This is a genomic window from Ruegeria sp. BG8, from assembly GCF_056538325.1.
Genome location: NZ_JBQFSZ010000007.1, coordinates 174,553 through 196,518, shown reverse-complemented (window position 1 = coordinate 196,518; position 21,966 = coordinate 174,553). Strand labels below are relative to the sequence as shown.

General features: G+C 56.0%; 23 protein-coding genes and 1 tRNA gene. 13 read left to right on the top strand and 11 right to left on the bottom strand.

Annotated features, from left to right (window positions below; genetic code table 11):
* Window positions 1-81: 81 nt before the first annotated feature.
* Complete coding sequence (locus ACR0DG_RS15125) at window positions 82-1,866, top strand: ABC transporter ATP-binding protein (RefSeq protein ID WP_480699231.1); 1,785 nt, start codon at window positions 82-84, stop codon at window positions 1,864-1,866.
* Window positions 1,867-1,915: 49 nt separating this feature from the next.
* On the opposite strand, the gene ACR0DG_RS15120 is transcribed toward ACR0DG_RS15125, so the two are convergent.
* Window positions 1,916-1,992: transfer RNA gene (locus ACR0DG_RS15120), tRNA-Arg, on the bottom strand.
* Window positions 1,993-2,105: 113 nt separating this feature from the next.
* On the opposite strand from ACR0DG_RS15120, the gene ACR0DG_RS15115 reads away from it, so the two are divergent.
* Window positions 2,106-3,131 carry a LacI family DNA-binding transcriptional regulator gene (locus ACR0DG_RS15115; RefSeq protein ID WP_480699233.1) on the top strand — a complete coding sequence of 342 codons (1,026 nt, stop codon included), beginning with the start codon at window positions 2,106-2,108 and terminating at the stop codon, window positions 3,129-3,131.
* Window positions 3,132-3,135: 4 nt separating this feature from the next.
* Window positions 3,136-4,347: a winged helix-turn-helix domain-containing protein gene (locus ACR0DG_RS15110; protein ID WP_480699235.1), complete on the top strand. Its 1,212-nt coding sequence runs from the start codon at window positions 3,136-3,138 to the stop codon at window positions 4,345-4,347.
* Window positions 4,348-4,350: 3 nt separating this feature from the next.
* Here ACR0DG_RS15110 and ACR0DG_RS15105 read toward each other — a convergent pair whose 3' ends face one another.
* Window positions 4,351-5,049, bottom strand: a complete 699-nt coding sequence (locus tag ACR0DG_RS15105; protein WP_480699505.1) for a fumarylacetoacetate hydrolase family protein — start codon at window positions 5,047-5,049, stop codon at window positions 4,351-4,353.
* Window positions 5,050-5,496: 447 nt separating this feature from the next.
* Window positions 5,497-5,931 carry a homoprotocatechuate degradation operon regulator HpaR gene (gene hpaR, locus ACR0DG_RS15100; protein WP_480699237.1) on the bottom strand — a complete coding sequence of 145 codons (435 nt, stop codon included), beginning with the start codon at window positions 5,929-5,931 and terminating at the stop codon, window positions 5,497-5,499.
* 56 nt (window positions 5,932-5,987) lie between these two features.
* Between hpaR and ACR0DG_RS15095 the strand changes: the two genes are divergently transcribed.
* Complete coding sequence (locus ACR0DG_RS15095; protein WP_480699239.1) at window positions 5,988-6,167, top strand: hypothetical protein; 180 nt, start codon at window positions 5,988-5,990, stop codon at window positions 6,165-6,167.
* Window positions 6,152-6,922, top strand: coding sequence for an HpcH/HpaI aldolase family protein (locus tag ACR0DG_RS15090; RefSeq protein ID WP_480699241.1), 771 nt, complete (start codon window positions 6,152-6,154; stop codon window positions 6,920-6,922). Before ACR0DG_RS15095 ends, ACR0DG_RS15090 begins: the two co-directional genes overlap by 16 nt.
* 4 nt (window positions 6,923-6,926) lie before the next feature.
* Here ACR0DG_RS15090 and ACR0DG_RS15085 read toward each other — a convergent pair whose 3' ends face one another.
* Complete coding sequence (locus ACR0DG_RS15085) at window positions 6,927-8,069, bottom strand: DUF3095 domain-containing protein (RefSeq protein WP_480699243.1); 1,143 nt, start codon at window positions 8,067-8,069, stop codon at window positions 6,927-6,929.
* Between the two features lie 140 nt (window positions 8,070-8,209).
* Here ACR0DG_RS15085 and ACR0DG_RS15080 point away from each other — a divergent pair, with 140 nt between their 5' ends.
* From ACR0DG_RS15080 to ACR0DG_RS15070, 3 genes are all read left to right on the top strand, one after another.
* Entirely contained in the window at window positions 8,210-9,382 is a 1,173-nt protein-coding gene (locus tag ACR0DG_RS15080; RefSeq protein WP_480699245.1) for an MFS transporter, read from the top strand.
* A 33-nt stretch (window positions 9,383-9,415) separates the two neighbouring features.
* The gene (locus ACR0DG_RS15075) at window positions 9,416-10,453 is read left to right on the top strand and encodes a glycosyltransferase family 4 protein (protein WP_480699247.1); all 1,038 of its coding nucleotides are present in this window, start codon (window positions 9,416-9,418) and stop codon (window positions 10,451-10,453) included.
* 111 nt (window positions 10,454-10,564) lie between these two features.
* Window positions 10,565-11,587, top strand: a complete 1,023-nt coding sequence (locus ACR0DG_RS15070; RefSeq protein WP_480699249.1) for an aspartate-semialdehyde dehydrogenase — start codon at window positions 10,565-10,567, stop codon at window positions 11,585-11,587.
* Window positions 11,588-11,639: 52 nt separating this feature from the next.
* Here ACR0DG_RS15070 and ACR0DG_RS15065 read toward each other — a convergent pair whose 3' ends face one another.
* A complete protein-coding gene (locus tag ACR0DG_RS15065; RefSeq protein WP_480699251.1) occupies window positions 11,640-13,115 on the bottom strand; it encodes a CAP domain-containing protein in 1,476 nt (491 codons plus the stop codon).
* 124 nt (window positions 13,116-13,239) lie between these two features.
* Between ACR0DG_RS15065 and ACR0DG_RS15060 the strand changes: the two genes are divergently transcribed.
* Window positions 13,240-13,422 carry a hypothetical protein gene (locus ACR0DG_RS15060; RefSeq protein WP_480707211.1) on the top strand — a complete coding sequence of 61 codons (183 nt, stop codon included), beginning with the start codon at window positions 13,240-13,242 and terminating at the stop codon, window positions 13,420-13,422.
* Window positions 13,423-13,470: 48 nt separating this feature from the next.
* Here the strand turns inward: ACR0DG_RS15060 and ACR0DG_RS15055 are convergent, their stop codons facing one another.
* On the bottom strand, window positions 13,471-13,860 hold the full coding sequence (locus ACR0DG_RS15055; RefSeq protein WP_480707209.1) for a hypothetical protein: 390 nt from the start codon (window positions 13,858-13,860) through the stop codon (window positions 13,471-13,473).
* A gap of 89 nt (window positions 13,861-13,949) precedes the next feature.
* Window positions 13,950-14,558 (bottom strand): imm11 family protein, encoded by a 609-nt coding sequence (locus ACR0DG_RS15050; RefSeq protein ID WP_480707207.1) that lies wholly within the window; start codon window positions 14,556-14,558, stop codon window positions 13,950-13,952.
* 392 nt (window positions 14,559-14,950) lie between these two features.
* Between ACR0DG_RS15050 and ACR0DG_RS15045 the strand changes: the two genes are divergently transcribed.
* A complete protein-coding gene (locus ACR0DG_RS15045) occupies window positions 14,951-15,076 on the top strand; it encodes a hypothetical protein (RefSeq protein ID WP_480699255.1) in 126 nt (41 codons plus the stop codon).
* 87 nt (window positions 15,077-15,163) lie between these two features.
* Here the strand turns inward: ACR0DG_RS15045 and ACR0DG_RS15040 are convergent, their stop codons facing one another.
* Window positions 15,164-15,814, bottom strand: coding sequence for a carbonic anhydrase (locus ACR0DG_RS15040; RefSeq protein ID WP_480699257.1), 651 nt, complete (start codon window positions 15,812-15,814; stop codon window positions 15,164-15,166).
* Between the two features lie 144 nt (window positions 15,815-15,958).
* Between ACR0DG_RS15040 and ACR0DG_RS15035 the strand changes: the two genes are divergently transcribed.
* The 3 genes from ACR0DG_RS15035 to ACR0DG_RS15025 all read left to right on the top strand — a co-directional run bounded on the left by ACR0DG_RS15035 (window position 15,959) and on the right by ACR0DG_RS15025 (window position 18,528).
* Window positions 15,959-16,348, top strand: coding sequence for a hypothetical protein (locus tag ACR0DG_RS15035; RefSeq protein WP_480699507.1), 390 nt, complete (start codon window positions 15,959-15,961; stop codon window positions 16,346-16,348).
* A gap of 63 nt (window positions 16,349-16,411) precedes the next feature.
* Window positions 16,412-17,794 carry a leucyl aminopeptidase family protein gene (locus tag ACR0DG_RS15030; RefSeq protein ID WP_480699258.1) on the top strand — a complete coding sequence of 461 codons (1,383 nt, stop codon included), beginning with the start codon at window positions 16,412-16,414 and terminating at the stop codon, window positions 17,792-17,794.
* Entirely contained in the window at window positions 17,791-18,528 is a 738-nt protein-coding gene (locus ACR0DG_RS15025; RefSeq protein ID WP_480699260.1) for a C40 family peptidase, read from the top strand. Before ACR0DG_RS15030 ends, ACR0DG_RS15025 begins: the two co-directional genes overlap by 4 nt.
* Here the strand turns inward: ACR0DG_RS15025 and ACR0DG_RS15020 are convergent.
* The 3 genes from ACR0DG_RS15020 to ACR0DG_RS15010 all read right to left on the bottom strand — a co-directional run bounded on the left by ACR0DG_RS15020 (window position 18,525) and on the right by ACR0DG_RS15010 (window position 21,953).
* Window positions 18,525-18,875: a DUF2794 domain-containing protein gene (locus ACR0DG_RS15020; protein WP_480699262.1), complete on the bottom strand. Its 351-nt coding sequence runs from the start codon at window positions 18,873-18,875 to the stop codon at window positions 18,525-18,527. The two genes, ACR0DG_RS15025 and ACR0DG_RS15020, sit on opposite strands and share 4 nt — an antisense overlap.
* Before the next feature lie 72 nt (window positions 18,876-18,947).
* On the bottom strand, window positions 18,948-20,615 hold the full coding sequence (locus tag ACR0DG_RS15015; RefSeq protein WP_480699264.1) for an ABC transporter permease: 1,668 nt from the start codon (window positions 20,613-20,615) through the stop codon (window positions 18,948-18,950).
* A 120-nt stretch (window positions 20,616-20,735) separates the two neighbouring features.
* Window positions 20,736-21,953: a phenylacetate--CoA ligase family protein gene (locus ACR0DG_RS15010; protein ID WP_480699509.1), complete on the bottom strand. Its 1,218-nt coding sequence runs from the start codon at window positions 21,951-21,953 to the stop codon at window positions 20,736-20,738.
* Window positions 21,954-21,966 lie beyond the last annotated feature (13 nt).

Genomic DNA, 21,966 nt, shown 5'->3' with positions numbered 1-21,966 from the left:
ACGCCTCATCTTCTGCCCTTTAGGCAAAATTGATTATAGGTTATCTGAGCGACCGCGAGGTTTCATAAACTGGAGAACGCAATGCTGACGCGCGCCTGGCACAACTGGCGATCTGGCTATATGGGGCGACTCATCAGCGAGAGCTTTTTTGCGCAAGGGCATCTTTATGCTATTGCCATCATTGCCATGATTGGTGTTGCGGCAACCACCGCAGGCTCAGCGTATATGATGGAATATATCGTCGATGCCATGACCAGCCCGGAACTGCGCGGGTGGGCGCACATCATTGCACTGAGTGTGATCCTTCTGTTTCTGACCAAGGCCGTCGCATCTTATGTGCAAGCGATCTATTTGGCGCGAGCGGGCAACCGGATTGTTGCCGCACAACAAGACAAGGTTTATCGCAAGCTACTTCGGCACGGTGTTTCCTTCTTTTCAGCGAATGAATCCTCGAACCTGTTGATGCGAACCACACAAGGCGCGCAATCGGCCCGCAAACTGATCGACGTTCTGGTTACCGGTTTTGTGCGCGACGCCCTTACACTAGTGGGCCTTGTCATCGTCATGGTGTACCAGCAGCCGGTTTTGTCGGTCATGTTCTTCATCGTCGGCCCCGTGGCGCTTCTGGGTGTCCGTTACCTGTTACGCAGTGTTCGCTCGATCATGCAGGCCGAGTTCAAGTCTTTGGCGGAAATCATCCGCGTTCTTCAGGAAACTTCCGCGGGTATAAAAGTGATCAAGGTCTTTTCTTTGGAAGATAAGATGATCGACCGGATGGACACAGCCATTCGGAAAGTAGAAGCCCGGGCAAACGACATCGCCAAGCTGCAGTCGATAGCCAGCCCATTGATGGAATTTCTGGCCGGTCTGGCTGTTGCTGGTGTGTTGATCGTTAGCACTATGGGTCTTGCCGGCACGGAACAGCCGTCAGCCGGGCAATTGATGTCCTTCATCACTGCACTCTTGATGGCGTATGAACCGGCCAAACGTCTGTCCAAGATGCGCGTTCAGATCGAAACCTGCATGGTGGGGGTCGGCTTGCTGTTTGGGCTACTGGACCAAGAAGATACGATGCAGGAAAGCCCGGATGCGCGTGATCTGTCCAAAGGACCTGGCGAGATTGCTTTGCGCGATATTACCTTTGGCTACCAGGGCTCGATGCCCATCATCGAAAACCTGAACCTGAAGTTCGAAGCCGGAAAAACGACCGCACTGGTAGGGCAGTCGGGAGGCGGAAAATCGACCCTATTCGGGCTGATCATGCGGTTTTACGACCCGGATCAGGGAACGGTCGAGATTGACGGCCAGGACATTCGCCACGTGAGTTTTTCGTCTCTAAGGCAAAAGATCTCGTACGTGGGACAAGACACGTTTCTGTTTTCAACCTCTGTGATGGAAAACCTGAGATGCTCAGCCCCCGATGCGACAGATGACGAAGTCATAGCCGCGGCCAAGGCCGCTCATGCCCATGATTTTATCATGGGGCTGCCCAAAGGTTATGACACCCCGGTTGGAGAAAACGGAACATTTTTGTCAGGTGGGCAAAAGCAGCGCGTGGCGATCGCGCGTGCCATTCTGCGCAAAGCAGAAATTTTGCTGTTGGATGAAGCAACCAGCGCATTGGACGCTGAATCCGAGTCCTTGGTCAAAGAAGCGCTGGATGCTTTGACCCGGGATGTGACAGTTATTGTGATCGCACACCGGCTATCGACCGTCCTTGAAGCCGATAAGATAATGGTTGTGCAGGACGGAGCAGTGGTGGAACAGGGGAACCTGAACGAATTGTTGGAAAAAAACGGCAGTTTTCGCAATCTTTTCGATCAGCAATTCAAAAAGCACGAGGCCGGACCGAAAGTCGCAGAATAAGTTCCGCGATCGCAAACAAATCACGATTCCTGTTTAGTAACCAATGAACTGGCGACCCCGGCAGGATTCGAACCTGCAACCTGCCCCTTAGGAGGGGGCTGCTCTATCCAGTTGAGCCACGGGGCCACGCAAAGCTCTCTCTACCTGCGTTTTTTCGGGATGTCATGACCTTTGCTGAACAGTTGTAAATTACATCGTGTTCACGCTACCATTCAAAAAACAACAACGCAGGTGCATCCGTGACAACAGAAACCAAACGCCCGCTTACTCTTCGAGATGTTTCAGAGGCTTCGGGGGTATCCGAGATGACGGTCAGTCGGGTGCTGCGGAACCGTGGGGATGTATCCGACGCCACCCGTACCCGCGTTCTGGCCGCCGCAAAAGAGCTTGGGTATGTGCCTAACAAAATCGCAGGCGCTCTGGCCTCTAGCCGCGTAAATCTGGTTGCTGTGATTATCCCGTCTCTGTCCAACATGGTCTTCCCCGAAGTGCTGACCGGCATCAATCAGGTGCTAGAAGATACCGAGCTGCAGCCAGTTGTCGGGGTCACCGATTACCTGCCCGAAAAAGAAGAAAAGGTTCTGTACGAGATGCTGTCGTGGCGTCCGTCAGGCGTGATAATCGCGGGGCTGGAACACACCGAAGCCGCCCGCGCAATGCTGGATTCCTCTGGTATTCCAGTGGTCGAGATCATGGACACTGACGGTAAGCCTGTTGATGCGATGGTTGGTATCTCGCATCGCCGTGCAGGCCGTGAAATGGCACAAGCCATTCTGAAGGCGGGGTACGAACATATCGGTTTTATGGGCACGAAAATGCCCTTGGATCACCGCGCCCGAAAAAGGTTCGAGGGGTTTACCGAAGTTCTCGGTAAGCACGGGGTCGAGATCGAAGATCGCGAGTTCTACTCGGGTGGCTCGGCCCTGGCCAAGGGTCGCGAGATGACACAGGCGATGCTGGAACGTTCGCCTGAACTGGATTTTCTATATTACTCCAATGACATGATCGGGGCCGGTGGTTTGCTGTACCTGCTGGATCAAGGAATTGACGTACCGGGTCAGATCGGATTGGCCGGGTTCAACAATGTAGAATTGCTGCAGGGCCTGCCCCGCAAATTGGCCACTATGGATGCGTGCCGGTTGGAAATCGGACGTAAAGCGGCAGAGATTATCGCGACGCAACTGTCTGATCCCGATACCGCGATCGATACACGCGTGACTTTGACCCCTAAGATCAGTTTTGGCGACACGCTGAAACGGCGGTAGGTCCGTGGCCCTGCCGCAGCTGGACAACCAAACGGCGCGCCGGCTGTTCATGGATCGCCACGCATTGGCCGAGCCCCCCTCGGGCGGCGCAAAGGGCGCCGACTTGTTGGATTTGATCCACCGGCTGGGTTTCGTGCAGTTGGACAGTATCAACACCGTGGCACGGGCCCACGACATGATCTTGTTTTCACGCAGGACGAGTTACCGCCCGACGCATCTGAAGCGATTATATGAACAGGACCGTGCGCTGTTCGAACACTGGACGCACGATGCTGCGGTTATACCGATGGCTTTTTATCGCCATTGGCACCTGCGCTTTCAGCGTGATGCCGATTTACTGAAGTCACGCTGGAAAAACTGGCGCAGGGATGGATTCGAAAAACAGTTCGAAACCGTTCTGCAACATATCCGCGATCACGGTCCGGTATCCTCTTCGGACGTCGGCAAGGATGAAAAGAAGGGCTCGGGTGGTTGGTGGGATTGGCATCCCTCGAAAACCGCCCTTGAATTTCTGTGGCGGTCGGGGGCGCTGACAGTTGTCGGCAGACAAGGGTTTCAGAAACGCTATGACCTGACGGAAAGAGTTATCGAAACTCATCTTTGTCCAGGAAACCTGAGCTGCGACGCCGAGGAAACGGTAGACTGGTTGTGCAACGCTGCGCTGGACCGCCTGGGTTTTGCGACCTCGGGCGAATTGGCGGCGTTTTGGGACACAGTCAGCGCCAACGAAGCGCGGGAATGGACAAAACAGGCTCTATCAAAGGGAGTGTTGCAAGAAACCGAAATCACCTGCGCAAACGGCCAGCTCAGAAAAGTTGTGGCCCGGCCAGAGGTACTTGATCCGGTGTGGGATGTACCGCCACCCGGTCGTATCCGCGTTCTCAGCCCGTTTGACCCCATGTTGCGCGACCGGAAAAGAGCTGAAAGGTTGTTTGGCTTCCATTATCGCATCGAAGTTTTCGTACCCGCCGCAAAACGCACTTTTGGCTACTATGTGTTTCCACTGCTTGAAGGGGACCGCATCATTGGGCGTATCGACATGAAGGCACACCGTGATCGCGGTGTCCTTCACGTAATGGCCCTTTGGCCAGAAAAGACAGTTCGGTGGTCCAAAGCACGGACGAAACGCCTGCAGTCTGAATTGGAACGCGTCCGCCGGTTCGCCGGTCTAGACAACGTTGAATTTGCGCCGCACTGGGAAAAAGACCCTAAATAGGACTTATTCAGCCGCAGACAGCGCCAGTGTGATAGGTGCCAACCCGTCAATTGCGCCCTCTAATACATCGCCAGCCTGCACTGGCCCTACACCGGCCGGTGTTCCTGTCAGGATCAAGTCACCCGGTCGCAAATGATAGTAGCCGGAAAGATGGCAAATGATTTCGTCAATTTTCCAGATCAGCTCATGCAGCGTGGCATCCTGTCGGACGGACCCGTTGACCGACAAGTGGATGCGCTTGTCATCGTCGGGGGCCCATTCGGTGGCCAAGGTAAGCGGTGCCAGAACTGTGCCATTTTCCAGGTCTTTCCCCAAATCCCACGGCCGTTGCTTGTTTCGCTCGCGGATTTGAAGATCGCGGCGGGTCATATCCAAGGCGCACCCATAGGCATATACGGCCTCGGACGCTTGAGAAGCCGTTGCCCGGAAAACAGGCTTTCCGATCGCGACGGCCAGCTCCATCTCATGGTGAAAATTGTCTGTTCCGGGTGGATATGGGACCTGCGCGCCAGACAAAACGGCATTTGCCGCCGATTTGGTAAAATAGAATGGCGCCTCACGATCGACTTCATGGCCCATTTCTGCAGCATGAGCCGCATAGTTTCGGCCCACACAGAAGATGCGGCCCACCGGATATCTGGTCGAAAGGCCATTGATCGGCACCGAGATCGGTTCGGGCAGCGCAAACAACTCATCCGACATCAGGGCTCCTTTCCATGTCATGTCACCATCATCCTAGAGGGCATGACAGGATCGGCAAGCCGAGCGGACCCTGCAATTCGTTAGATCAGCTAATTCTGATCACTTTGACGCAGCATGGCTTGGCATTTTGTCAAGACATCCTAAATGTGTAACATCATACAGAAAAACACGTCAGACGCGACAAAATGTGACCGTTCTTTGCCACAGGCAGCGCAGGTTGAACAAAGACTTTCCCAGCTTGTGAGCGAACCAGCAAGCAAACGTACGGATTTCAAAGAACCGCGATGTGCGATCCTGCCCCCCCTTGGATCGCAATATTCGTCTCGCAACCTTGATTGAGGGTTCAGGTTCTTTGGAGCGTCGGCCAGACGCGCAGTCCAGTCAAAGTCTGGCCATCCCGCCAGAGGTAAACTACCGCCACCTCTGGCGGGGCGCATCTTTTGGCGATCAGTTTTTCAGGTTGTGCAACTCATTGAGCAGGTCCAACAAATCCTCATGGCGTTTCGGCCCCAGCTTCGCTTTGATTTCCTCAGCCAACTGAACCGTCACATCAATATTGTCGCGGATGATCTGTTCACCTTGCACCGTAATCTCGACAATCTGCCTGCGTTTATCACCGGGATGGACCTGTCTGCGGATCAGGCCTTTGACCTCCAGTTTTTGCAGGATTCTGGTCAGGCTGGGCAGTAGAAGGCATGCACGTTCAGCGATAAGCGTCGGCTCCTGCGGTCCATCCTCTTTCAGAACACGCAACACGCGCCACTGTTGTTCTGTCACCCCTGCGTCAGCCAGCATTTTCCGGATAGGGCCCATGACCCGTTCGCGCGCACGTAACAAGGCAATAGGCAGGGAACGGGAGGTCAGTGGCAGTTGCTTGGACATAACAAACCTTGGACGAATTCCGGCTGGACTGCAACCAAACCTAACTGAGGCAACGTGTGACCAAGCCGGACATCGCACCGCCATTTGCGGCCTGTGCTTTTGCCGGGAAAAAGGTTGACCTCTATCTGCAAATGGCGATCACTTACACGGTGCAAAACCGAGATGATGCCTTTCTTGGCCAATTCGGTATTCACATCACTTTATCTGAAAAGGGTCCAACATGCCTGCACCTGTAAACACCTTCAAACAGGCTCTACTAAGCGGCGAACGTTTGATTGGCTGTTGGACCAGTTTCGCAGAATCCATAACCGCCGAGATCATGGGCACTGCTGGTTTCGACTGGCTTGTCATCGATGGAGAGCATGCGCCAAATGACATCAGATCCATACGCGACCAACTCATCGCGCTGAGCGCAAGTCCCACACACCCGGTTGTCCGGGTACCTGTTGGGGATGCTGCACTGATCAAGATGGTGCTGGATGCGGGAACACAAACTGTACTGGTGCCGATGGTAAACAGCGCCGAACAGGCGCGTGATCTGGTGCGGGCCTGCCGCTATCCGCCGGAAGGCGTCCGAGGGGTGGGCGCAGGAGCGGCCCGGGCAACAGGTTATGGCGCGTTCAGCGATTACATCAAAACTGCGGACGCCCAGATCTGCCTGTTGGTGCAGGTTGAAAACCGCGCCGGAATTGCGGCTTTGGATGAGATACTGAAAGTCGACGGTATAGACGGCGTTTTCATCGGTCCGGCGGATCTTTCAACCGATATGGGATATCAGGGCAACAGCGCCGCGCCCGAGGTTCAGGAAACCATTGCAGACGCCATTCGTCGAATCCAAGCGGCGGGTAAAGCTCCGGGTATTCTGGGAACGAACGAAGAGGCGACGCAGGCTTATCTTGAAATGGGGGCCCAGTTCCTTGCGGTGGGCATTGACGTCATGCTGTTGACGCAAGCTGCGCGAAGCCTGTCCGCCAAATGGAAAGCAAAATGACCTGTTAGCCCTGCATCGCAGCAGCAGCCTGCGCATAACCGCCCGAGGCACCATCCACGAAATGTACGTGATCGTCCCGGGTTGCCGAAGGCACAAAACACGTCATCATCGCCTCGTCCTGTAAATGCAGGCCGTACCGGATTTTCCCCTGTCCACGCGCTTGATCCAGCATCATCTGAATTTCGCCCAACGTGACAGGGTCGCAATCCAGCGTCATTTTCAAACCGTCATCGAATTTCCGGAAATCCGCGTTACGGCTAACCATGGTCTTGTAATGCCCGGGCTCGAAATTCCCCAGCCGCTTGCCCGAACGAAACAACAAGGCAATCAAAAGGTTCTGCGCCAACAGCTTCAGTTTTTGAACAAATAAATTTCGCCCGGCACGCGCGACATGGGCATCCACGTCCAGCCCCGGCGGCGGCCAGCCAATTGGTGGTCCATTCTCGGGAACGGGGTGGCCCGCCCGTTCCAACCTTTCTGATGTGGATAGAACCGATTGGACGAGATCGGCAAAATCGCTCTCGGTCGCTCGGGCGGTGGGCTCAACGACCAGAGACAGGATCTGACCATGCCGGGCCCGCACGTTGGACCACCGACAGGATAGACCAGTCAAATCGGGTAAAGCGCCCGGTTCAGCAATGGGAACCGAGATATTGCCTTGTTTCATCTCAGCTTCCAGCCACGCCAACCCACCACCGGAAAACATGGCGTAATCCACCCCATCCGAGGGCGCATATCTGGCAACGCGCAGGTCTTTGCCAGCCGCCCGGATATCTGACACGGTAATCAAAGCGGCACGCAATGAGATCGAGAATTCGTCTTCTGCCCATCGGCGCATGGCAGCCAGAGCGTCACGCGCGATATCCGCCGCACTGGCCGGTACGGCAAAACCGGCCCCGTCACCGCCAAAAACATAAGGAAAGCGCTTACCCGCCATCGCGTTGATCATGGACGAGATGACCGCAGCGCCAACCATATTGACCGTCTTGTACCGGCCTTTTTCGATTTCACCGGTCGAATCCACGATGTCTGCGACACCCAGAACCCAATCATCGGGCAATGCTGCAAATTGTTCGGGGTTTGCAAGGCGAGTGAAGTCACGCAGCAGCGGAAGACCGTCGTAAAACGCGACCTGAGCGTCCTTCATTTTCACCTCACCTCATCCTTAACTATAACATAGTCCTTAAGTGAGACCTGTCGCGCGAAATCGTCATCCAACACGTGCTTGTGCATGGCCGTGCCACGTGCCAATCATGTCCGGTCATCGATTGGGGGAAGAGACGTCACATGAAGGCAGGTCTGATCGTTTTGTGTCTGGGCTATGTGCTCAGCCAGTTTTTCCGCGCCTTTCTGGCTGTTCTCAGCGTTGATCTGGGCCGGGATATTGGCGCCACCCCCGAAGATTTAGCCTTTGCGTCAGGGCTATGGTTTCTTGTGTTTGCCGCAATGCAATTGCCGGTCGGCTGGGCCCTGGACCGTGCAGGGCCACGGGTCACCTCTGCCATTTTACTGCTGATCGGTGGTGCGGGCGGGGCATTGCTGTTTGCTGTAGCCAGCACCCCGTTTCATATCGCTTTGGCCATGGGGTTGATTGGCGTCGGATGCTCGCCTGTGTTGATGGCGTCATACTACATCTTCGCCCGCGAATACCCGCCCGCCCGCTTTGCGACTCTGGCAGCAGTAATGCTTGGGGTCGGGTCTGTTGGCAATCTTGTCGCGTCCTACCCAACGGCACTCGCGGTCGAGCTTATGGGGTGGCGGGCCACAATGGTCACACTCGCCGCCTTTTCTGCGGCCATAGCGTTCGGCATCTGGATCAGCGTAAAGGATCCAAAGCGGGTCGAAACCGAGCAAAAAGGCTCACTTCTGGATCTGCTGCGGGAACCGGCCTTATGGACAATCCTGCCCTTGATGCTGGTGGCCTACGCCCCTTCGGCTGCGACGCGCGGGTTATGGGCCGGCCCCTACCTGAGTGATATTTTCAACCTCAGCACCACGCAAATCGGCACCGCCACACTCATCATGGGAACCGCCATGATCGCTGGCACCTTTGTGTACGGCCCCCTTGACCGGCTGCTGGGTACACGAAAATGGGTGATCTTCGGTGGCAACGCTATGGGTGTTGTGGCGATGCTGCTACTTTGCCTGTGGATCGACAGTGCCGTATGGCTCTCTGTTGTTCTGATCGCCGTGATTGGTTTCACCGGCGCAAGTTTTCCCGTCATCATGGCGCATGGGCGGGCGTTTGTTCCCCCGCATCTGGTCGGGCGGGGTATGACGCTTCTGAACCTGTTCGGGATCGGCGGCGTCGGTTTGGCACAATTCGTCACCGGGCGCATACATGCGGGCACAGTGGACATCGGACCCACTGCCCCCTACACAGCGATATTCGGGTTTTTCGCGATTACGCTGGCGATTGGTTGTGTGATCTACCTGTTTAGCCGCGACAGCGTCGAGTGATCCCACCTCGGGTCATCGGGTAAGGAGAACGCAATGCAGAATATCGAAGTGCTGGCGCCGAACCTGAAACACAGCCTATCGGGCGTAACGACAACCATTATCCGGTTGCTGCCAATACAAGCCAAGATGATCAATATCCGCGCCACAGGGCCGGGTTTGCCAGACGATATTCCCCACATTCGCCTTTGGAAGGCTCTGTTTCTGCCGAATAAGGCTCCAATGGTCTGGCATGCGCGTCGCAACACCGAGATGTTGATGGGGCTGGTTCTGAAGGCCGTGTTTCGTCGAAACTACAAGCTGCTGTTCACCTCTGCGGCCCAGCGCGATCATTCAGGGTTCACCAAAAAGCTGATCTCAAAAATGGATGCGTTGATTGCCACGACCCCGCAGGCAGCATCGTTTCTCAAGCATCCTTCAAAAGTGATCATGCACGGCGTGGATACGCAGATATTTCACCCTGCTACGGATAAGGATGCACTGCGCACAAAGCTTGGATTGCCTGCAGGGACACTCATCGGCTGTTTCGGACGTATACGCCCCCAAAAAGGGGTCGATTTGCTGGTGGATGCCGCGATCAAAGTGCTGCCCTCATTTCCCGATGCCAAAATTGTCTTTACCGGCAATGCCACGAAAGAGTTTGAGGCGTTCCAGCAAGAACAGGAAGACAAGCTTAAACAAGCGGGGCTGGCTGATCGCGTCCGGTTTCTGGGTGAACGTCCTTGGTCAGAGATCGTGGAAACCTACCGCGCTCTGGATCTGTTCGTCGCCCCTGCGCGTCACGAAGGGTTCGGCCTGACCCCGCTAGAGGCCATGGCATCGGGTGTGCCCGCCATTGCCTGCCACGATGTGGGTGCCTTCAGCGCGCAAATTCAGGACGGAATTACCGGTCGCCTCGTAGAAAAGGACAACGCAGATGCGCTGGCCGGCGCATTGCACGACATGCTGAGCGATCCAGAGAAAATGGCCGCCGCCGGGCAGGCTGCCCGCCAGCATATCGAAGAGAATTTTCGAATCGAAGGCGAGGCGGAAGAGATCGTAAAGGTCTATCGGTCCCTGTTGAACCAGACCTGAGGTCAGGAAACGCCTCAAAACGCCGTCATAGTCCGAATATTAGCGCGTTTGCTCTTTTTTCTTTGCCGCAACGCAGCTATGAACGCGCGTCCTTAACTTTGGAGACATGAAATGGGCTATCGCGTCGTTGTCGCCGGCGCCACGGGTAACGTGGGCCGCGAAATGCTGAACATCCTGGCGGAACGCCAGTTCCCCGTCGATGAACTTGCCGTGCTGGCAAGCCGTCGTTCGTTGGGTACCGAAGTAAGCTTTGGCGACAAGACACTGACAACCCAGGACATCGACACCTTTGATTTCACCGGCTGGGACATGGCGCTGTTTGCCATCGGCTCGGACGCAACCAAGGTCTACGCGCCCAAGGCGGCTGCGGCGGGTTGTGTGGTAATCGATAACAGCTCGCTCTATCGCTATGACCCGGAGATTCCGCTGATCGTACCAGAGTGTAACCCGCAGGCGATCCACGACTATAAAAACAAGAACATCATCGCCAACCCCAACTGCTCGACCGCGCAGATGGTTGTGGCGCTGAAGCCGCTGCATGACCGCGCGCGCATCAAGCGCGTGGTTGTCTCGACCTATCAGTCGGTGTCGGGTGCCGGTAAGGAAGGCATGGATGAGCTTTGGGATCAGACCAAAGCGATCTACAACCCCACTACCGAGGTGGAACCCAAAAAGTTTCAGAAACAGATCGCCTTCAACGTCATCCCGCAGATCGACGTCTTCATGGAAGACGGCTCGACCAAGGAAGAATGGAAGATGGTGGTCGAGACCAAAAAGATCGTCGACCCGTCGATCAAGGTCACAGCCACCTGCGTCCGCGTTCCCGTTTTCGTCGGCCACTCCGAGGCAGTGAATATCGAGTTCGAGGAATTTCTGGACGAAGACGAGGCCCGTGACATCCTGCGCGAGGCCCCCGGCATCATGGTGATCGACAAGCGCGAAGCTGGCGGCTACGTCTCGCCCATCGAATGCGCTGGCGATTTCGCGACATTCATCAGCCGTATCCGTCAGGACTCGACCATCGAAAACGGCATCAACCTGTGGTGCGTGTCCGACAACCTGCGCAAGGGCGCTGCCCTGAACGCGGTACAGATCGCGGAACTTCTGGGCCGTGAGGTTCTGAAAAAGGGTTAACCACAAAAAAGGGCCGCCTGATCAAAGGCGGCCCTGTTTCGTTTGGTGCTGATCACACGATGGACAACGCGTCCGATTCCAAACGTGTGACCGAAAATACCACATCCTCGAAATCGTAGTCGCCGCCGCCGGTCAGGTCCTCGAACCCGACAATCATAGCTTCGCCTCCGGGTGCGATGCCGGACAGCGCATGTTGCTGGCCGTCGACATTCAGCGCAGCATTTTCCGAATGGAAAGCGGTAACGCCTGCATTCGCTCCATTCACCGTCAGGAACAGGGCAAAGTCATCGTCGATATCGGCCTCGGCTCCAGCTATAGTGCTAAAATCCAGTACATCGCCACTAACAAGGCTATCGGCCCAATCTGCACCGTCTTGCACGATGAAGAATCCAAGCCGGTTGCCATCGTTCACATCCTCGAGCGTAACCGGCCCGCTCGCGGTTTTTACGTTGTCATAGATCAGTCGGACATTGGTGATCTCACCATTGCCTTGAATTTCGTAGACACCGAGCACGTTGTCATGTCCGGCAACGCCCATATTGGCCATCTGCACCCGGAAATCAGTCGAACCATCTCCTGCCAGAAAATCTTTGTTTACGATGCCATTGACCAAACTGCTATCCACCCGGGCGCCTTCAGACAAACCGGGCAGGTAATCTGCGTAAGTGATGACTGTGTGCCCACCTTGGGACACGGCAAAAATGTCTCCACCGGGACGCGCGCTGCCCAGCGAAATGGTCACGTCAACATCACCATCCCCGTCCGTGTCGATTTCAATCTGTGAATTCCCCGAGAACTGAATATTGGAGCGACCCGGTGCGACACCTTCAAGGATCAGAGTCTTACCCGTATCAAAGTCGCGCAGAATATCGTCATCAAGTTCTCTGGGCGTGCCACGCAAGATGCCGGTTTCACCATCGAATTCGAACACCTCTTGCTCGGAGGTCGGGCCAACACCCGGACCTTCTTCCGGCACCTGCACAACCTCAACAGGATCGGGGTCAGGCAACGGCGGCGGCGGAGGAGGCGGTGCATCTGCGGAATCACCTCCGCCACTTGGCGCACCCGCGATATCCAATTGAAGTGGGGCTGAAGTGCGCGCGAAGTTCTGCGTAACCATGACCGCAGGGATACCGTCGAAGCGACCGATCTCAATCCCGATGCCGATAACGGTCAATTCAGGGTTCAGGATATTAGCCCGGTGTCCTGAACTGTTCATCAACGCCCTGTGCAGATCGACCACATCGTCGCTGAACCCCTCGGCACCGCGCTGACTTTGCCAGGCAATATTCTCGGCCGTGCGCCAGCTACCTGACAAAACGAACCCAGCATCCACCATCCGTTCGGTCGCCGAGCTACCGCCGACACCGGTATGAGAAAAGGTGCCTGTACTCAGCATCCATGCGCTGTGATCTTCGGCCGAGTCGTTCAACCTTAACTCTAGCTGAACCTCGTTCAGACCGCGCGAGGTCCGCTCGGCATTGATGAGATCAAGCATTTCACGTTCGAGAGTACTGGCTTGAGACATAACCTTACCTCCGTTGCTTTCGAAAGTTTCTAGGTCAATTTTGGCAGGAATGCGGCGACTTGGTGTCCTTAAGTCTCAATACACGCTCGAGCGGCAGAGATTTGCTAATTGCGACGCGTTATTGATGGAAAACCGCTCAGATAAGGGCGGACGAAGGGAAAGCTTATTCGCTGGCGATTCGAACCGTAAATCCGAGCAAATCAGTCATGCTGCAGGGAACGATGACCACGACGCTATCGCAAAACTGGACTCGTACAATGCCAAAAACCGCGGACAAGAACGGCAAGAGGGATCAGCCGATGGTTGACCAATTTAAGCTGCAAAGCAGAAGTTCATACGTCGCAGGTATCAAGCGCTACGAGAAAAACTGAAAAAACAAGTTACCCGCAAAATAGCCGACAAAACACACTGTTATGACCCACGCGAAACGAGGGCGTTTGCGGAAAGTAAACAAGGCAAAGGCACCTCCGCCAAACATGAAAATTACAAATGCCAGTGCAACATAGACGAGTGGAAGCAGCGGTTGAGAGGCGTCAAACTCGAAACTCGGGTCTGCCGCCATATCGACGACCTGGCGCACGGTCAACGCGATCGGAAAAAATATGATTGCTGCTACGATTCGAAATCCGACGGTTATGTCGCCGCTCTGGGCATTGTGTGCCGGGATAGGCCGTGGGCTGGGTGATGCCGCTGCCCTTTGTGCCTGCAGTTGACGAATTCGCTCATTCTGTCGCTGATCGAACATACCAATAGTCCTTTAACTCAATACAGCCGCAGATTGCACAACCGGTCAGATCAATTCAAGCGATGCGACGCGAAAACGGTTGGCTTGCGTCAAAGAACGCCAACCGGGCAGCGGACTAAACCCCAACCGTCATCGACTCCGGCTGCTTTCAGTGCAGAAACGAGACATTCGGAGAGGAACAGGAGTTCGGGAACTTTCGGATCGATCCAGATGTCGGGACCACCCAGTGCTTCAGGAACAACGACCAGTTTGTGCTCCGACCCTTTTCTTGGGAGAAACCTTTTACCGTATTTGTTGTTTAAAGGGGCTGACAGATCACCTTCGGGACCCAACGCCTCGTAGTTCCCCATCGAACGTTTATTGCACACATTCAGTATGTAATACGGCTCGTACGTCGTCGCATGGCCCGCCGGAGCCTGCAATCTGATCGAATGGAAATAGGTTTCACCCAGATCGAACTGTTCCAGAACCGTTTTGGCAGAGTCTGACAGCACCGGCAGACCGCCTCCGTTCATGAAACTCGGTGCTGGCTTACCGTCCTGTGAGCCATAGTACCAGACATCGCCGATTTCTTCTGCCGTCAGCACCTCGCCCTTAGGAACTTTGTTATAGGTCCGTTGGAGCAATTCACTGTATTTTTCACCGATTTCTTTGGGCTGACCCGCGCGCCAATGCCTTTCATATTCCCTCCGCGTCATCGGAGTTACACCAGACTTGTTGTTCCATGTCGTCGAAATCCAGACGTGCGAATCCTGCCGAGAAGGGTTGTTTCCTGAATCCATTGCAATCGCCTAATTTACTTTAAATCAATCGTGGGTTTTCGAACAATCTATACACAGGAGGACTTTGGGGAAGTCTAAAACACACCGAAAATGACTTCTCGTTAAGGGAAAGTCGAAATCCCGGGCACTGCCATAATACGCGCAGCGTAGTCGTCAATTTACGGGACCGGGCTCAGCCACTCTTGTTCGCGCTGCGGCACTCACTGCGGCGTCACACAGGTTTGACCATACGCGATGGGGGTTTCAGTGCGATACCAGAGCCGAGCGTATAGCCTTGTTGGTGCAGATCGAACGCAAAGGACATCAACATGATCAGAGCCGCCCTCATCACCGCAAGCCTGCTTTTCGTGGCCGCATGCGAAGGCCCAAGCGGTGGCAGCGCCGACAACCAGACACCCGAATTCGAAGAGCGCTTTCGCAATCAGGGCAGTTAATGTCGCAATACCGGGCTAAGCGGTCTTAGCCCGGTAACCTCAAGCAAAAATCGATCTACTCCGGCGTGTGTCGGCCGTCCTCGCAAATCAGACGATATTGAACTTCTTTTCCTCGGGGTCGTAGCACTGCAATCCGCCCTCGCCGATATCGGTCCACAGGCCATGCAGGCTCAGTGATCCATCCTGAACGGCCGAAGCGATGAACGGGAACGTCATGAGGTTCTCAAGCGACGCAACGACCGCGTGGCGCTCGAATTGGCGCGCCTGATCAACGCTGTCCTCGACATCGGCAACCAGATCGTATTTCGGCTTGAGGATATCCATCCAGCGCCCGACAAAGCTGTCCTTGGCTTCAAGCTGCGGGGCCTGCCCCTTGCACATATCGATGCAGCCCTGAACACCGCCACATTGTGAATGGCCCAGAACAATCAGATGCGCCACTTTCAGCGCGGTCACGGCGTATTCGATCGCAGCACTGGTGCCGTGGTGATCTCCGTCAGGGGCATACGGGGGGACAAGATTGGCAATGTTGCGGTGAATGAAGAAGTCACCCTGATCCGCGCCAAACATCGACGTCACGTGCACACGACTGTCACAGCAGGAAATGACCATCGCGCGCGGGCGCTGTCCCTCGGTCGCGAGTCGCCTGTACCAGACCTGGTTCTCGGAATATGTCGTGGCTTTCCAGCCGTGATACCGTTTGACCAGATAGCTCGGCAGAGGTTTGGCGCAATCCATTCTTATGTCCTTAGTCTTTTCTATGCCGAGTGCTGTAACCCGAATTCGCCGAAAATTCGAGCAATTATCCCGCAACGCGGCAAGGTTTTGCAAAGGAATTGACAGTCTAAGTCAATCTATGCCGTGGGGGCATCAATAATTGGGGTGAATGTGGTGGAAAAGATAATTTCGCTTGAACACAAGGAATCCGTTCGGTTGGACCCGGATCGTCTGAATGGATTGTATACGCAACTGGGCGATAAAAACGCGTTGGACGTCTTGTGTCGCACGGTCGAAGAGCTGGCGGTGCGCCTGTCAAATTGCGAACGCTACTGGCGTCAACGCGACTGGGCAGGGCTGCGAAAATGCGCGCGGTCCCTGGTGGCAATTTCAGATCAGATCGGCATGACGGTTTTAGCAAGGGTTGCAGGTGACGTGGCCAACAGCGTGGACGCCGGGGATGCCGTGGCAACCGGGGCGACCTTGTCGCGATTGATCCGGGTTGGTGAGAAATCGTTGACCGTAATCTGGGATCAGCAGGACCTTTCGGTCTGACGGGGCTTGCGGACGGATCGTGGGCAGATAGGCTGGGCGCAATTCGAACCAGCCGAGATCGCCATGACCCTGTCTTTTGCCCCCTCCTCTGAGCCGTCAATTCCGTTGCATGTCGTTGCGCAAACTGATCTGGACGATTGGTTGAAAGACCAACCGGACTCTGTGGCCGCCTGGGTCAGCAGCAACGGATTTACGGGCGCGATTGGACAGGTGCTGCTGATACCGGATTCAAACGGGGCACCAGTATCCGCGCTGGCTGGATACGGCAAAAGCGCTGGGCGTGCCCGCAAACGGTTTCCTTTGGCCGCTGCGGCCGAGGCTTTGCCCAAAGGCACATATGCCATCGCATCCGGGGTGCCGGATAATATGCTTGAGACCGAATGCCTTGGCTGGTTGCTAACCGGATACTCGTTTGACCGTTACGCCAACCAGTCCCCGGCTAAAGCACGCCTTGTCGCACCGGAAGGTGTGGATGCAGACCGATTAGAGACGATAGCCAGCGCGGAGGCTTTGATCCGAGATTTGGTCAACACGCCCGCCTCGGACATGGGGCCAGACCAATTGCAAGCCGCGAGCGAGGCTCTGGCGCAAGAGTTTGGTGCCGCTTGCAACGTCATCGCGGGTGACGCCTTGTTGGAGCAGAACTTTCCCATGATCCACACGGTTGGCCGCGCATCCGCGCAGGCGCCCCGTCTGATCGAGATGAACTGGGGCAAAAGCGGTCCAAAACTGACTCTGGTTGGTAAAGGTGTCTGCTTTGACACCGGCGGGCTGAATCTGAAGCCCGGTGCCTCGATGGGTTTGATGAAAAAGGATATGGGCGGCGCTGCGAATGTGCTGGGTTTGGCCCGAATGATCATGGCGCTGGGCCTGCCTGTGCAGTTACGGGTATTGATCCCGGCGGTTGAAAATTCCGTAGCCGGTAATGCCTTTCGGCCCGGCGATATCCTGACGTCACGCAAGGGTCTTACGGTTGAAATCAACAACACCGACGCCGAAGGTCGTCTTGTTCTGGCCGATGCGTTGACGCTCGCAGATGAAGGAAACCCCGATCTTGTGATCTCGATGGCGACACTGACCGGGGCTGCGCGGGTTGCCGTCGGAACAGATTTGGCGCCGTTCTATACCGACACTGACGACACCGCAGCCACCCTGAGCCGAGCCGCACAAACCGTTGCCGATCCCGTGTGGCGCATGCCGTTCCACGACCCGTATGAAGGTTTGATCGAACCCGGTATCGCTGATCTGGACAACGCACCCGCAGGTGGTTTTGCCGGATCGATCACAGCCGCGCTGTTCCTGCGACGCTTTGTTGGCGAAAGCCCGTATATGCATTTTGACATCTTCTCATGGCAGCGCAGCAAGGAACCGGGCCGTAGCAAAGGTGGATTGGGGCAAGGCCCTCGGGCACTTCTGGCCGCTTTACCGGAAATTCTGAATCTATGACGCGTCAATGCGTCATTCATCCGGTCGTCGACCTGATGCGCAGCCCCGATGGGCCGCGGGACAGGCAATTGCTGTATGGTGATAGTGTTGAGCGCACCGAAGATCAGAACGGTTGGAGCAAGGTCAGATCAGCAAAAGACAATTACACGGGGTGGGTTAAATCAGATCAGTTGGGGCCCGACATTACGGAAACCCATTGGATTACAGCCCCGGCAACTCATGCCTACGCACTGCCCGACATGAAAAGCCCGGACCGCCTGTCACTCAGCTTTGGCAGCAAGATCGCTGTTGGATCCGAGATTGATGGTTTTCTGGAAACAGAACTTGGGTTCATCCCATCCCAACACGCCAAACATGTCGGGGTGAACCTGACCGATCCCGTCGCCGTGGCCGAGCTGTTTTTGGGCACGCCCTATCTTTGGGGCGGCAACAGCCGCTTCGGGCTGGATTGTTCCGGTCTGGTGCAGGCCGGGATGCTGGCCTGCGGTTTGCCCTGTCCAGGCGACAGCGGTGATCAGGAACGCGAATTGGGACATCAGTTACCCAATGGAACATCGCCTCAGCGCGGTGATCTGTTGTTTTGGAAAGGCCATGTGGCTTGGGTGTACGAAGAGAACATGCTGCTTCATGCGAACGCCTTCCATATGGACGTCACATTCGAGCCGCTGGATCAGGCAATCGCACGTATTCAGTCACAGGGTGACGGGCCTGTCACAGCGCACAAAAGGCTCTAATCCAGATCGACCGAGCGGATAAGCTTGCGCTCCAATACTCTGAGGACAGTACGCAGGTCGTGGCCGCGTTTCAGGATACGTCCATCCATACCAACCACGGAATACATCCCCTGCTTTTGCCGCAGACGCGGATGTTTCTCGACCCGGTAAATCGGATGTTCTGCCGTGCGCCGAAAGATAGAGAACACTGCCATCTCGCGCAGGTTGGAAATTCCATAGTCACGCCATTCACCGGCTGCGACCATTCGGCCATATACAGACAGGATATGTGACATCTCGTGCCGGTTAAACGCGACGGGCATTTGTGCCGAGTTTGCAGAGAACCGGCTGGGAGGCTGCATGTTCATACACCAAGCCTCGCCGGAAAACGTGTTTGAATCAAGCCCGCGCGCGACACGATCTGGTATTTTTGAATCCCTTTAGCGTCGGCGTCCGACCTGTCGGCAGATCAGAATCACGGGTAGCAGACCCACCGCCAGAATGACCAAAGACGGTACAGCCGCACCTTCAAGCCGCTCGTCCGATGCAAGCCGATAAGCTTGAACTGCAAGGGTATCAAAGTTGAACGGCCGCATGATCAAGGTCGCGGGCAGCTCTTTCATCACGTCCACAAACACGATCAGCAACGCGGTCAACAAAGAGGGCGTCAGAATCGGCAGATGCACACGGCGCAGTGTCCCCAAAGGAGATTGGCCAAGTGACCGCGACGCTGCATCCATATTCGCGTGCACGGTGCTTTGCCCGCCCTCATATGCGCTCAGCGCGGCGGCCAGGAAACGTACCATGTAAGCCGCAACCAACAACCAGATCGACCCCGTGACAAGGAGGCCGGTGGATATATCAAAGGTCTCGCGCATCCACGCATCCAGCGCATTGTCAAAGCTTGCAAACGGGACCATCAGGCCAACCGCGATCACGCCGCCGGGGACCGCGTAACCCAACCGCGCCAAATACCCGGTGCTTGAGGACACTCGCCCGGGACGTAACCTTTGGAAAAAGCCCACGCAAATAGCGGCTAGAACCGTGATAACCGCAGCCACACCCGCAAGGGTCAACGAATTTTGGATGAACCCGATATACCGGCGCGATAGCAGGTTCTGCTCTGACTCCATGCCCATGGACACCAGAATGAAAACCGGCAGGAGAAACCCCAAAAGGACCGGAATGGCGCAAAGGGTAAAGGCCGCGACCGCCTGCCACCCCTTTAGTGTCGCTGAAGGTAAAGTCGCGTGGCTTTTACCCGCCTGATAGTATTTGGCCTTACCACGTTGCATCCGCTCGGCCACGGCCATGACCAGAGCAAAGCCCAAAAGACAAAGCGCCAGTTGCGCGGCTGCCGCGCGGTCCCCAATGGAAAACCAGCTGGTATAGATACCGGTGGCAAAGGTTTGCACCCCGAAATAAGCAACCGTACCAAAGTCGGCCACGGTTTCCATGATGGCCAGCAAGACACCTCCGGCGATTGCGGGGCGGGCCATTGGCAAGGACACCCGCCAGAACGCACCCCAAGGACTGTTGCCCAGCGCACGCGCGGCCAAAAAGGCTGTGGCGCTTTGCTGTAGGAAAGCTGCCCGCGCCAGAAGATAAACATAAGGGTACAGGACGAGGATCAGCATCACCGCTGCCCCCTCGGTCGAACGAATCTCGGGGAACCAATAATCGCGTGGTCCCCATCCGGTCACATCCCTTAATGTGGTTTGGACGATGCCGGGGTGATCCAAAATAAATGTGTAGGCATAGGCCAATACGTAGGCCGGAAACGCGAGGGGCAGCACCAGCGCGATCTCAAGAAACCGAACACCGGGAAAACGGGTCATGGTGACCAGCCATGCCGCACCGACCCCGACAGCAAAGGTGCCAGCCGCCACCAAGACCACCAATACTGCCGTCGTCAGTGCGTAGCCGGGTAGAACCGTTGTCAAAAGATGCGAGATCGTGTCAGTGCCACCCGTAACCGCTGCCAACACAACAGCCACCATAGGCAACAGGCAGGCCGCCGCCACCAGACACGCCACAGCACCCACCAGGCGTGTGCCCAATGCACCCCGGTTGCGCGTACCGTGTTCTGAGAATTCGATGTCGGCCATGATCCCGGCTTGTTACTGGCTAAGGCGCAGAGTTCATCTTTAATCGACCAAAACGCTCAGAAACACCAGTAGGGGGCTGAACAAATCTGCGGCACAAACTGCCGCAGATCCCATAGCGCCCTATTCGTAGACCCGCTGATCCTCGATCACCAAGCCGTCTTTGGGCAGCGATCCCGGCGCCACAACCTCGATCGCGCCTTTCAGTTTCAGCACCTCAACCACCGATTTGGCATAGGCCATGTCATCGCCGGTTGGGCTTTCGATCTGGACCGTCATGGTGTCCATCTCACCCTGCCGGGCTGCGATGACGCGGGCTTTGACAATTTCATCATGCTTGTCCACCAACGCCGCCACCTGTTCCGGTCGCACAAACATCCCCTTGATTTTGGTGGTCTGATCCGCGCGGCCCATCCAACCCTTGATCCGTGCGTTGGTGCGCCCACACGGAGATGCTCCGGGCAGAATGGCCGACAAATCCCCGGTCGCAAAGCGGATCAACGGATAGTCCGGGTTCAGAGACGTCACCACCACTTCGCCAACTTCGCCTTCGGGAACAGGTGTGCCTGTTCCCGGCGTGACGATCTCGACGATCACATGCTCGTCAATGATCATGCCTTCGATTGCCGGGCTTTCGTAAGCAATATTGCCCAGATCAGCCGTCGCATAGCACTGCAAACAGGAAATACCGCGATCTGCATATTCCTGACGCAGCGATGGAAACAGCGCCCCGCCGCCAACGACGGCTGTCGTGAAATGAAGGGCGACGCCCATTTCATCCGCTTTGTCCAAAATGACCTTCAGGTAATCCGGCGTGCCTGCATAAGCAGTGCACCCAACATCGCGGGCGGCAGTGACCTGAAGCTCGGTCTGACCGGTGCCCGCAGGCAGGACGGCTGCGCCAACAGCGCGCGCGCCGCTTTCAAAGATCATGCCCGCTGGTGTCAGGTGATAGCCAAAACAGTTCTGCACGATGTCGCCAGGGCCAACCCCCGCCGCGTGCAGGAACCGCCCCATGCGCCACCAATCGGGATCCGTACTGCCCGGTTCGTAAATCGGACCCGGAGACTGAAAGACATGGTGAAAATGGCGCGCGGGTTTGACTGTGAAGCCACCAAATGGTGGCCGGGCTGCCTGCGCATTGGCCAGATCGGATTTGCGCAATACGGGCAGCTTTGTCAGATCCTCCACAGTTTTGACCGCACCAGTATCCACGTCCGCCAGATGGGTCTGAAAACCGGGCGCTGAAAGTGCGCGGCCCAACTGTTGCTGCAACGCCAGCGCCTGATCGGCGGCGCGTTTGTCGGCTGATCGGGTCTCGAGTGCATCGAAATAGGTCATCGACAGATCCTCC